The sequence below is a fragment of the Roseicella aerolata genome, assembly GCF_020523605.1.
Taxonomy (GTDB): Bacteria; Pseudomonadota; Alphaproteobacteria; order Acetobacterales; family Acetobacteraceae; genus Paracraurococcus; species Paracraurococcus aerolatus.
Map to the genome: position 1 here is coordinate 21,687 of NZ_JAJAQI010000016.1, position 11,948 is coordinate 33,634.

The 11,948-nt window shown below is 69.1% G+C and carries 11 protein-coding genes; 2 read left to right on the forward strand and 9 right to left on the reverse strand.

Features of this window, described 5'->3' with window-relative positions; translation table 11 throughout:
• The first annotated feature begins 16 nt into the window (after positions 1–16).
• Positions 17–2,389, forward strand: a complete 2,373-nt coding sequence (cofH, locus tag LHA35_RS12095) for a 5-amino-6-(D-ribitylamino)uracil--L-tyrosine 4-hydroxyphenyl transferase CofH (RefSeq protein ID WP_226608528.1) — start codon at positions 17–19, stop codon at positions 2,387–2,389.
• Here cofH and cofC read toward each other — a convergent pair.
• The 5 genes from cofC to LHA35_RS12120 are packed head-to-tail and all read right to left on the reverse strand — an operon-like array spanning position 2,386 to position 6,571.
• Positions 2,386–3,042, reverse strand: a complete 657-nt coding sequence (gene cofC / locus LHA35_RS12100) for a 2-phospho-L-lactate guanylyltransferase (protein ID WP_226608529.1) — start codon at positions 3,040–3,042, stop codon at positions 2,386–2,388. The genes cofH and cofC overlap by 4 nt on opposite strands.
• Entirely contained in the window at positions 3,039–3,959 is a 921-nt protein-coding gene (gene cofD / locus LHA35_RS12105) for a 2-phospho-L-lactate transferase (RefSeq protein WP_226608530.1), read from the reverse strand. The genes cofC and cofD overlap by 4 nt, the downstream gene beginning before the upstream one ends.
• A complete protein-coding gene (gene cofE, locus LHA35_RS12110; protein WP_226608531.1) occupies positions 3,956–4,696 on the reverse strand; it encodes a coenzyme F420-0:L-glutamate ligase in 741 nt (246 codons plus the stop codon). The genes cofD and cofE overlap by 4 nt, the downstream gene beginning before the upstream one ends.
• Positions 4,693–5,697, reverse strand: coding sequence for a glucose-6-phosphate dehydrogenase (coenzyme-F420) (gene fgd / locus LHA35_RS12115; protein ID WP_226608532.1), 1,005 nt, complete (start codon positions 5,695–5,697; stop codon positions 4,693–4,695). The genes cofE and fgd overlap by 4 nt, the downstream gene beginning before the upstream one ends.
• Positions 5,698–5,710: 13 nt before the next feature.
• Positions 5,711–6,571, reverse strand: a complete 861-nt coding sequence (locus LHA35_RS12120; protein ID WP_226608533.1) for a TIGR03620 family F420-dependent LLM class oxidoreductase — start codon at positions 6,569–6,571, stop codon at positions 5,711–5,713.
• Positions 6,572–6,805: 234 nt separating this feature from the next.
• On the opposite strand from LHA35_RS12120, the gene LHA35_RS12125 reads away from it, so the two are divergent.
• The gene (locus LHA35_RS12125) at positions 6,806–7,222 is read left to right on the forward strand and encodes a hypothetical protein (RefSeq protein ID WP_226608534.1); all 417 of its coding nucleotides are present in this window, start codon (positions 6,806–6,808) and stop codon (positions 7,220–7,222) included.
• A gap of 7 nt (positions 7,223–7,229) precedes the next feature.
• Here LHA35_RS12125 and LHA35_RS12130 read toward each other — a convergent pair whose 3' ends face one another.
• The 4 genes from LHA35_RS12130 to proS are packed head-to-tail and all read right to left on the reverse strand — an operon-like array spanning position 7,230 to position 11,747.
• Positions 7,230–7,916 (reverse strand): ABC transporter ATP-binding protein, encoded by a 687-nt coding sequence (locus LHA35_RS12130; protein WP_226608535.1) that lies wholly within the window; start codon positions 7,914–7,916, stop codon positions 7,230–7,232.
• Positions 7,909–9,159, reverse strand: a complete 1,251-nt coding sequence (locus LHA35_RS12135; protein WP_226608612.1) for a lipoprotein-releasing ABC transporter permease subunit — start codon at positions 9,157–9,159, stop codon at positions 7,909–7,911. The genes LHA35_RS12130 and LHA35_RS12135 overlap by 8 nt, the downstream gene beginning before the upstream one ends.
• A 7-nt stretch (positions 9,160–9,166) precedes the next feature.
• Positions 9,167–10,420, reverse strand: coding sequence for a lipoprotein-releasing ABC transporter permease subunit (locus LHA35_RS12140; protein WP_226608536.1), 1,254 nt, complete (start codon positions 10,418–10,420; stop codon positions 9,167–9,169).
• Positions 10,421–10,436: 16 nt separating this feature from the next.
• Positions 10,437–11,747: a proline--tRNA ligase gene (gene proS / locus LHA35_RS12145; protein ID WP_226608537.1), complete on the reverse strand. Its 1,311-nt coding sequence runs from the start codon at positions 11,745–11,747 to the stop codon at positions 10,437–10,439.
• Positions 11,748–11,948 lie beyond the last annotated feature (201 nt).

Sequence of the window (11,948 nt, forward strand, 5' to 3'; positions counted from 1 at the left end):
AAGGGGGAAGGCAAGGGTGCAGGACCGGCTGGAAGCCATGCCGCTGGACGCGCTGATGGCGGAAGCGGCGGCGCTGCGCGATGCGGCGCATGGGCGGGTGATCTCCTACTCCCGCAAGGTTTTCATCCCACTGACGAAGCTTTGCCGCGACGTCTGCCACTACTGCACCTTCGCCGAGACGCCGCGCCCTGGCCGGAACGCCTATCTCTCGCCGGAGGAGGTGCTGGCGATCGCCCACGCCGGCGCCGCCGCAGGCTGCACCGAGGCGCTCTTTACCCTTGGCGACAAGCCGGAACTGCGCTGGCGCCAGGCGCGGGAGGCGCTGGCCTCGCTGGGACAGGAAACGACCATCTCCTACCTGCAGGCGATATGCGCGCTTGTCTTGAAGGAAACCGGACTGCTGCCGCATGCCAATCCCGGGGTGATAAGCCGGGAGGAAATCGCCGCACTGCGCAGCGTCTCGGCCAGCCAGGGGCTGATGCTGGAGAGCGTCAGTGCGCGGCTCTGCGAGCCGGGCCAGGTCCATCACGGCAGCCCGGACAAGCACCCGGAGGCGAGGCTGGAGGTGTTGCGCCAGGCGGGCGAGCTGCGCGTGCCCTTCACCACCGGCATCCTGATCGGCATCGGCGAGACGCGGGGGGAGCGGCTGGAAGCGCTGCGGGCGATCGCCGATCTGCACGCTCGCCATGGACATATCCAGGAAGTCATCATCCAGAATTTCCGCGCCAAGCCTGGCACCCGGCGGGCGGGCGCGGCGGAGCCGGATCTCGACGATCTTCTCTGGACCATCGCCGCGGCGCGGATCGTGCTGGGGCCGGAGATGAACATCCAGGCTCCCCCGAACCTTTCACCGGGCGTGTACCAGAAGCTGGTTGCGGCAGGGCTGAACGATTGGGGTGGCGTCTCCCCGGTGACGCCGGACCATGTGAACCCGGAAGCGCCCTGGCCGCATCTGGAGGAACTGGCCGCCCGCACCGCTGATGCCGGCAGCGTGTTGGTACAAAGGTTGCCTGCATACCCGGCCTATGTTCTTGCGCCCGAGACCTGGTTCGCGCCGACGGTCGCTGCGGCGGTGCGGCGGATGAGCGATGCCGAGGGCTTCGCGCGCGGGGACGACTGGTCGCCGGGCGAGACGCGGCTGCCGATGCTGCCCGCCCCGAGGCTGGCGGCGGCCGATGCAGCGGTGACCCGCGTCGTGGAGCGCGCCAGCGCCGGCACGAGACTGGACGCACCCGACATCATCAGGCTGTTCGCGGCCCGCGATGCCGACCAGGCCCATGTCACGGCAGCGGCGGATACGCTGCGGGCGTCGGTATCCGGCGACGTGGTCCGCTACGTGGTCAACCGCAACATCAATTACACCAATATCTGCACCTATCGCTGCCGCTTCTGTGCCTTCAGCAAAGGAAAGACGCATGAAGCGCTGCGTGGCCCGGCCTATGACCTGGATCATGCCGAGGTCGTACGCCGCGCCGAGGAAGCCTGGGCACGTGGCGCCACCGAGGTCTGCCTGCAGGGCGGCATCCACCCGGACTATACCGGCGCAACCTATGAGGGCATATGCCGCGCCATCCGCGAAGCCGTGCCCGGGATGCACATCCATGCCTTCTCGCCGCTCGAGGTCACGCAGGGTGCGGCAACCCTCGGCCTCTCGCTCCGCGACTACCTCGCGCGGCTGAAGGATGCGGGGCTGGGCACCTTGCCGGGCACCGCGGCGGAGATCCTGGATGACGAGATCCGGGCCATCATCTGCCCGGACAAGGTGACCACCGCCGAATGGCTCGCGGTGGCGCGCACGGCCCACGCGCTCGGCCTGCGGACCACCTCAACCATCATGTTCGGCCATGTCGAGGGACCGCCGAACTGGGCGCGGCACCTGTTGGCGTTGCGCGACCTGCAGGCGGAGACGGGGGGCTTCACGGAATTCGTGCCCCTCCCCTTCGTTCATATGGAAGCGCCCATGTATCTGCGCGGCCAGGCCCGCCGGGGGCCCACCTTCCGGGAGGCGCTGCTGATGCACAGCGTCGCCCGGCTGACCCTGCACCCGCATATTACCAATATCCAGACAAGTTGGGTCAAGATGGGCCCGGAGGGTGCCAAGCTGGCGCTGCGGGCCGGCGCCAACGACCTCGGTGGGACCTTGATGAACGAGAGCATCAGCCGCGCCGCCGGCACGCAGCACGGGCAGGAATTCCCGCCGGCGGCGATGGAGACATTGATCCTCGCGATTGGTCGCCGCCCGCGGCAGCGCACGACACTGTACGGGACGGTGCCGGAGGAGCGGCAGCGCGCGTCCCATGCAGCGGTGGCGCTGGCGCCATTGGTGCAGACGGCACCCCGCCGGAAGGGGCAGCATTCGGCGCTCCTGCCGACCAGCGGCCAGCCTTAAAGGCGCGCCAGCACGCCCGCCTTGCGCAGCCAGGCCAGCGTGCGCGTGCCCGCAGCAACATCAAGCCGCGCGAACATTGCCAGATCCGCCGGGTGGTCGATATCCATCGCCACCCCAGGAAGCCGCAGGATCTGCGGTTCCAGGCCCCTCGCCCGTGCGGCGGCGAGGTGTGGAATGTAGCTGTCATTCCCGAAGCACAGCGGCACCGCGTCCGGCGGCGAAAGGACCACGCCGTTCGAGCCCCTCCCGTCATGTGCCGGCGCGATGGTGAAGGACGGCGCCGGCCGATGCGCTGCCAGCAGTGCCTCCACCTCGGCCGGTGCTACCGCGGGGATGTCGCCCGGCATGGTCAGGATGCCTGTGGCGCCCTCGGCCGCCAGCATCTGTGCCGCGGCGGTCACGCTGCCCGTATGCCCGTCCCGCGCGCCTTCCGTGATCACCCGCAGGCCGCGCTGCTCCGCCTCGTCACTCGTCCATGCATCCAGCGTGGCCACGGCGATCCCCGCCAGCCCGCGCGTTGCGCAGAGCGTGTCCAGCACCTCCGCCACCATCACGCGCATCAGGGCCACGCGCTCCTCCGCCGAGAGCAGCGGCGCCAGACGCTGCTTCGACCCGGCCATCTCCTTGACCGGCAGGATGGCCCAGATGCTCATCGCAGGGCATCCGCTGCGGCCAGTACGGCCCGCGCCAGCGCCAGCTTGTCCTCCAGCCCCCGCATCAGCGTCCGCGCCCGGAAAACGCGCGGCGTGATGCCGGCGGCGTCGTCACCCTCCTCCATGACAAAGCCGGACAGCAATGCGCCATAGCGCGCGGCCACGGCGCTGGCGGATGGCGCCATGCCCAGTTCTGCGAACATCTTCGCCGTCGGCCCCTTCACCGCCTGGCCTGCGATGATCGGCGAGACGGCGACCACCGGTGCGCCGCATGCGGCAATCGCCTCCCGCATGCCGGGAATGGCCAGGATCGGCTCGATGCTGATGAAGGGGTTGCTCGGGCAGATCATCACCGCGCGCGGGCGCGCCCGCAGCGCCGCCAGCACCTCCGCCTGCGGCCGTGCCGAACCCGCACCGGCAAATTCCACCGCGCGGACGACAGGTGCCGCGCGCCGGCGCACGAACCAGTCCTGGAAGTCGATCCAGCCCTCATCGCTCCGGATGCGCGTGCGGACCGGGTCGTCGCTCATTGGCAGGATGCGCGGGCCGATCCCCAGCCGCCGCCGAATGTCATCCGTGATGGAGGACAGCGCCTCGCCCTGGCGCAGGCGATGCGTCCGCAGCACATGCAGCGCCAGGTCGCGGTCGCCGAGGCGGAACCAGTCCTCCCCGCCCAATTGGGCGAATGTCTCCATGAAGGCCCAACTCTCGTCGCGCCTTCCCCAGCCCAGCACCGGATTGTCGAGACCCGCCAGCGTATAGGTCAACGTGTCGATATCGGGGCAGATGGCGAGGCCAGAATGCTCGAAATCATCACCGGTGTTCGCGACGATCAGCAATTCCTCCGGCGGCAGGATTTTCGACAGGCCGAGCGCGAGCTTCGCCCCGCCGATCCCACCCGACAATGCGACGATCACCGGAACAGGTCCTCCGCCCCCACGCGCAGCAATGCCGCGGCCGGCATGGCCGGCGCGGACCAGGCAAGACCACGGACCAGGACCGCCGGCCGCCCCTCAGCACCCTGGCCCATGACCAGCCCGGCCGCCGCGGCAATCTCGTCGGCGTAGCCGGTGATGCTGACACGCAACTCCCGTCCGAACAGGTCCGGCTGCCCACGCAGGTCCAGCAGCGCCGGCAATCCCGCTGCGCCGATCGCGACCCCCACCGTCCCACGCCGCCAGGCCCGGCCGAAACTGTCGGTGATCACCACCGCCAGCCCCAGCCGTGCCGAGAGCCGCGCCGCGCTGGCCTCCGGATCGACCGGCAGCAGCAGCGCATGCCCTTCCTGCCCGACATTCGATTGGTCGATACCGGCATTGGCCATGACGAAGCCGAGCCTGTGCTCGACGATGATCAGGTTGGGCCGTGCGCGTACCACGCGCAGAGATTCCGAGAGAATGAGTTCGACGAGTCGCGGGTCCTTCCCCGTCTCCTCGGCCAGGCGACATGCCGAGGCGGAGGGCGTGACGGAGGCGAGCGGCACGCTCCGCCCCTCCGCCTTGCTCACCACCTTCTGGGCAACAGCCAGCACGTCGCAGGGCTGCGGGGAGAGCCCCGCGCGCGCCATGCCCTCCGCCAGCATCGCCCCGAGATCATCGCCCGCCTGCACCATCGGCAGATCGGGCAGCGCCGTCAGGCTCAGTGTGGCACTCACCCGAAGCGGCGGCGCAGCAGGGGCAGCACGCGCTCCCCAAACAGGCTCAAGAAACGCGCCTGGTCCGGGCCCGGAGCGTGGAAGACGAGGTGGCGGAAGCCGAGGCCGACGTAATAGCCGATCCTCTCCACCTGCTCCTCCGGATCGTCGGAGACGATCCAGCGGCTGGCCGCGCGCTCCAAGGGCAGGGCCTCGGCCAGCCGCTCCATCTCCGCCGGGTCCTCGACCGTCATCTTCTCCTCCGGACTGAGCGCCAGCGCGGCCCAGCGCCGGGTGTCCTCCAGCGCGCGCTGCCGGTCGGTATCGAAGGAGACCTTCACCTCAATCATGCGCTCGTATCCGGGCTTTTCCACGCCCGCGGCCTCCAGCCCGGCCACCACATTCGGCAGCAGCGTCTCTGTGTAGAGTTCCGGCTTCTTGCCGCTGGTGCAGATGAAGCCGTCTCCGGCACGGCCGGCATATTTGGCCACCAGCGCGCCGGCGGCGGCGACATAGATCGGCACCGGCGTCTCGGGCCGGTCATAGATCGTCGCCTTCTCGGTCCGGTAGTACTGGCCCTCGAAGCTCACGCGCTCCTCGCTCCAGAGCCGGCGCATCAGTTGCACCGCTTCGCGCATCCGCGCGAAGCGTTCCTTGAATTCGGGCCAGGGCTGGCCTGTAGAGGGCACCTCGTTCAGCCCCTCCCCCGTGCCGATGCCCAGGATGACGCGGCCCGGGAACATGGCGCCCAGTGTGCCGAAGGCCTGCGCGACGATCGAAGGATGGTAGCGGAAGGTCGGCGTCAGCACGCTGGTGCCCATCACCAGCCGCTGCGTCCGCGCGCCCAGGGCGCCAAGCCAGACCAGCGAGTTGGGCGCATGGCCGTCCGTATGCTTCCATGGCTGGAAATGGTCGGAGATGAAGCAGGAATCGAACCCCGCCTGCTCCGCCAGCACGCCGAACTCCAGCAGCCTGTCCGGCGCGAACTGCTCCGCCGAAGCCTTGTAGCCGAGCCTGATCATGCTCCGGACTCCCTCAACTGTCCGCCAGCGCGGCGAGCATGGCGTCGCGGTGCCTGGTATCGCCCTCCTCGGTCACCGGCTGGATGCAGACATGCGTGGCGCCGGCCGCGAAATGCGTCCGCAACCCGGTCTTCACCGTCTCCGCATCGCCCGAAAGGACCATGGCATCAATGAAGCGGTCGCTGCCGCCGTCCTTCAACTCGTCCTCGGTGAAGCCCAGCCGCAGCCAGTTGTTCACGTAGTTCGGCAGCGTCATGTAGCGCGCCAGCTCGCGCCGCCCCAGGGCGCGGGCACGCGCCTTGTCGGTCTCGACGCAGACCTTCTGCTCCACTGCCAGGACCTTGCCCGGGCCGAGGATCTGGGCCGCCTGCCGCGTATGCTCCGGCGTCACATTGTAGGGCACCGCCCCGTCGGCCTGCGCCGCCGACAGCGCCAGCATCTTCGGTCCGAGCGCGGCCAGCAGCACCGGCCCTTCCGGTGCCTCGCCCCCCGCCCTGCGGATACCCTCCAGATAGGCGCGCATGGCCGGCACGGGCTTGTCGTAATGATGACCGCGCAGCCCCTCGACCATCGGGATATGGCTGACGCCGAGCCCGAGGGCGAAGCGCCCATCGTGGAGCGCATTCAGCGAGGCCAGTGCCCGGCGTGCGGTGAAGGCGTCCCGCGCATAGATGTTGGCGATCGAGCTGCCGATGACGAGGCGCGTGCTGTTGGCCAGCAGGAAGCTGCCCAGCGCGATGGATTCGTAGCCGCGCGATTCGGGGTACCAGAGGGTACCGTAGCCCTCCTTCTCGACGCTGCGCAGCAGGGAGCGCAGCCCGGCCGCATCCAGCCGGTCGGTCGAGCACCACACGCCGAGACGTCCGAATTCCATGACCGTATCCCCCTCTGGCCGGCATTATGGGCTCCGCTGGCCTGCCCCGCCAATGGACGACCGGAGACACAGCCCTGGCGGTGGGGACAGGGGAGAGCTCTTCACCTCCTGGATGACAAGCGAAAGCGCTCCCGCCGTACGCCCTCCCCGCACAGCCGCCGCTGTGCTCCGGCGCACAGACTGTTCGAACTCCGCATTTTAAGCGGCAGCCTGCAATATACGGAGGACCTGCCCATGCCCCGCCTGCCGCTGCTTTTCCTCGCCTCGGCCGCCCTTTGCCTCGTCCTGGGTGTCGGCATGGGGATCGCCATGGGCATCGCCCATGACTTCCATCTGGCGCCGGTGCATGCGCACCTCAATCTGCTGGGCTGGACTTCCCTGGCGCTGATCGGCCTGACCTACCGCGCCTGGCCGGAACTCGCGGAGCAGCGGCTGCCGGCGCTTGCGCAATATGCGCTCTCGGCCGGGGCGGCCTTTGCCTTCCCCCTCGGCATCTACCTGTCCATCGAGCATCACGCGCCGGGGCTGGCGATCGGTGCCGCCATGGTGTGGATGGCGGGCGCCCTGCTGTTCCTTGCGCGTCTGGTATTGCTGATGCTGCGCGGCGCGCCGGCGGAGCGGCGGATGGCGGCGATGATGCCGGCGGAATAGGCTGCGGCTACGCTTCCGCCACCCGGCCGTCCCGCAGCGTCACGGTCCGGTCCATCCGCGCCGCAAGCTCGGGATTGTGGGTGGCGATCAGCGCCGCCAGCCCCTGGCCGCGCACGGCCTGCAGCAACTCCTCGAAAACCAGTCCGGCGGTGCCGACATCCAGATTCCCGGTCGGCTCGTCGGCCAGCAGGATGCGCGGCGCATTGGCCAGCGCCCGGGCAATCGCCACGCGTTGCTGCTCCCCGCCCGAAAGCCGCCCGGGCCGGTGATGCTCGCGCCCGTTCAGGCCGAAATTTGCCAGCAGGCCCCGCGCCCGCTCCCGCGCCGCCGCCCGGGCGGTGCCGGCTGCGAGTTGCGGCAGCACCACATTCTCCTCTGCCGTGAATTCCGGCAGAAGGTGGTGGAATTGGTAGACGAAGCCGATTGTCGTCCGCCGGATGGCGGTACGCGCATCGTCGGACAGCGTGCCGGCAGCGCGCCCCTCGACGAATACCTCCCCGCCATCCGGCCGCTCCAGCAACCCGGCCAGATGCAGCAGGGTGGATTTTCCGGTACCGGAGGGCGCGACCAGCGCAACGATCTCGCCCGCCCGCAGCACGAGGTCGGCGCCGCGCAGCACCGGCAGCTCGCCGGCCTCGGTGCGATAGCGGCGCTCGACTGTGGCGAGGCGCAGCGGGGGCGTGGTGTCACTCATTCCGCAGCGCCTCCACGGGGTCGAGCCGCGCCGCGCGCCAGCTCGGGATCAGGGTCGCCAGCAGCGACAGGGCAAGGCCCAGCCCGACCACCTGCGCCACCTCCGCCGGATCGACCACAGCGGGGATCTGCGTCAGGAAGTAGATTTCGGGGTCGAAGACCGTGGTACCCGTGATGCGCATCAGCACCTGCCGGATGGATTCGATATTGGCGCAGAAGAGCAGCCCGATGCCGAAGCCGGCCAGCGTCCCGACGCCGCCCACTGCCGCGCCGCAGAGCAGGAAGATGCGCAGGATGGCTCCCCTGCCCGCCCCCATGGTGCGCAGGATGGCGATGTCCCGGCCCTTGTCCTTCACCAGCATGGTGAGCGACGAGACGATGTTGAAGGCGGCTACCAGGATGATCAGCGTCAGGATCAGGAACATGACGTTCCGTTGCACCTGCACCAGCTGGAAGAAGCCGCTGTTGGAGTCCTGCCAATCGGCAATGCGTATGGGGCGCTCGGCCAGGGCCTGGCGGATGGCATAGGCCGCCGCCGCGGAGGCGTCCGGGTCGCGCAGATGGACCTCGATCTGGCTGACCGCATTGGGGAGCTGGAAGAAGAGCTGGGCGGCAGGGAGCGGCAGGAAGACGAAGCCCCCATCGTATTCCTGCATTCCCACCTCGAAGATCGCCACCACGCGATAGGCACGCAGGCGGGGGACCGTGCCGAAGACGGTGACGCGCCCCTGCGGCGAGACCACCGTGACCCGGTCACCGACGCTGATATCCAGCCGGCGCGCGAGGGCGCTGCCGATGACGAGGGCATCCTCGCCCTCGAACTGCGCCAGGCTGCCTGCCCTGATGTTGCCGGCGATGATGGCGCGGGCGCGAAGGTCCTCCGGCGCGATGCCGCGCACCAGCCCGCCGGCGGAGCCGCCGGCATCCGTCGTCAGCAGCACCTGCCCCTCCACCACTGGTGCGGCCTGCGCCACCTCCGGCAGGGCGCGGATGCGTCGGGCGGCTGCGGCATGGTCGGTCAGCGGCCCCTGCATGGCGGAGACGCCGAGATGGCCGTTCAGCCCAAGGATGCGCCCCAGCAATTCCTGCCGGAAGCCGCCCATCACGCTGAGCACCACGATCAGCGTGGCAACGCCAAGGGCGATGCCGACCAGCGAGAAGCCGGCAATGACCGAGACGAAGCGCTCCCCCTTGCGCGCGATCAGGTAACGGGCGGCGACCGCCCGCTCGAAGGGCCCGAACATGCGGTCCTCAGCCATGCCGCAGCGCCTGCGCCGGGTCGATGCGGGCGGCCCGCCAGCTGGGATAGAGCGTCGCCAGGAGCGAGAGGCCGAGGCCCATGGCCAGCACCTGCGCCACCTCCCGCGGGTCCACGACAGCGGGAAGCTGGGTGAGGTAGAGCAGTTCGGGACGGAACAGCGGCGTGCCCTCCAGCGCCAGCAGACCGGCCCGAAGGCTGTCGAAATTGGTGGCAATGCCGAGGCCAAGCGCGAAGCCGATCAGCGTGCCGCCACAGCCAACCGTCGCGCCGCAAAGCAGGAAGATGCGCAGGATCGCCCCCCTGCCCGCCCCCATGGTGCGCAGAATGGCGATATCCCGGCCCTTGTCCTTCACCAGCATGGTGAGGGAGGAGATGATGTTGAAGGCGGCCACGAGCACGATCAGCGTCAGGATCAGGAACATCACGTTCCGCTCGACCACCACCGCGGCATAGATGCTGCTGTTGGCGCCTTGCCAATCGGTGATGCGCAGGGGCTGGCCGGCAAGCGCCTGGCGCACCGCCGTCGTCACCGGCGCGACCTGGGACGGGTCGGCGACGAAGAGTTCCAGCTGGCTGGCGGCCTGCTCCAGCCCGAAGAGCGACTGCGCCGCGGCGAGCGGGATGAAGATATGGCGGCCGTCATATTCCGGCATGCCGACATCGAACATGGCCACCACCCGGAAGCCGCGCATCTTCGGGGCCGTGCCGAAATCCGAGCCACGCGCCTGTGGCAGGACCAGGGTCAGCCGGTCCCCGATCCGGAGCCCCATGCGGGCAGCGAGGCGCAGGCCGACCACCACCGTGTCCTCACCGCCGAACTCCGCCAGGCTGCCGCGGCGGATCCCCCGGGCGATGACGGCGCGCGCCTGCAATTCCTCCGGCGCGATGCCGCGGACCAGGCCGCCGGAGGCCCCGCCCCCCTCGCCGGTCAGCAGCACCTGCCCCTCCACGGTGGGGGAGACCTGCAGCACGCCCGGCAGGCCGCGCAGCCGCCCGGCCAGCATGGCGTCATCCGGCAGCGCACGGCCGCTCGCGGGTTGCACGGTCAGATGTCCGTTCAGGCCGATGATCCGGCCGATCAGGTCCTGGCGGAAGCCGTTCATCACCGCGAGAACGATGATCAGCGCCGCCACGCCAAGGGCGATGCCGAGCAGCGAGAAGGCTGCGGTGATGGAGACGAAGCGCTCCCCCTTGCGGGCGCGCAGGTAACGCCAGGCCACCATGCACTCGAAGGGTCCGAACATCGGCGGCGCGCTACGCTCAGGCGCCCCTGATCCGGGCAATGGCGTCCTCGAGCGAGAGTTCCACCCGCTCGCCGGTCGCTCGGTGCTTCAGCTCTACCTTGCCGGCCGCGGCGCCGCGCGGGCCGATGATGGCCTGCCAGGGATAGCCCATCAGGTCGGCATCGGCGAACTTCACCCCCGCCCGCTCGTCCCGGTCGTCATAGACGGCATCAGGGTCGAAGGTGGCGTAGAGCTTCTCGGCCAGCGCATCCGTGCCGGCATCGCCCTTCTTCAGGTTTAGCACCGCCAGCTTGAAGGGCGCCACGGCCTCAGGCCAGCGGATGCCGTTCTCGTCATGGTTCGCCTCGATGATGGCGCCGACCAGGCGAGAGACGCCGATGCCGTAGCTGCCCATCTCCGGCGTGACCATCTTGCCGTCCGGGCCGCTGACCTGCAGGCCCATTGGCGCGCTGTACTTGGTGCCGAAATAGAAGATGTGGCCGATCTCGATGCCGCGGGCTGAGACCTGCGCCTCGGCGGGCACCTGCGCCCAGGCCGCCTCGTCATGCTTCTCGTCGGTCGCGGCGTAGCGGCTGGTCCAGAAATCGACGATGGGCGAGAGGTCGCCGTCATAGTCCACGGGCTGGGACAACACGTCGAACTCCAGCAGGTCCTTGTGGAGGTAGACCTGGCTCTCGCCGGTCTCGGCCAGGATAAGGAATTCATGGGAGAGGTTGCCACCGATCGGGCCGGTATCGGCCTGCATTGGGATGGCCTTGAGCCCCATCCGCGCGAAGGTGCGGAGATAGGCGACGAACATCTGCCGATAGCTCTTCTGCGCCCCGGCATAGTCCAGGTCGAAGGAATAGGCGTCCTTCATCAGGAATTCGCGGCCGCGCATGACGCCGAAGCGCGGGCGCACCTCATCCCGGAACTTCCACTGGATGTGATAGAGGTTGCGCGGCAGATCGCGGTAGCTCTTCGCATAGGTGCGGAATATGTCGGTGACCATCTCCTCGTTGGTCGGGCCGAACAGCATCTCCCGCTCATGCCGGTCCTTCAGCCGCAGCATCTCCGGCCCATAGGCGTCATAGCGGCCGGATTGCCGCCAGAGATCGGCGGTCTGGATCGTCGGCATCAGGATCTCCTGCGCGCCGGCGGCATCCTGCTCCTCGCGGACGATCTGCTCGACCTTCTGCAGCACCCGCCAGCCCAGCGGCAGCCAGGCATAGATGCCGGCGCTGGTCTGCCGGACCATGCCGGCACGCAGCATGAGGCGGTGGGAGGCGATCTGCGCCTCGGCCGGGGTTTCCTTCAGCGTCGGCAGGAAGGCGCGGGACAGGCGCAAGGCAGACTCCTGGGGCAGGGTAATCGTTCGGAGACCCTTTAGCCTGGATTTGCCGCGACGGGGATGGGGGCGGTATGGGGGCGAGGCTCCACCAGCGCAGCAATTTTCTTTCCTTGCTGCGTGGGGGGACGCACGAAGCCACCAGAATTCGGGACGAAAGCGTCATTTCAGCTTGGCCCAGGCGATTCCGTAAGCTAGACA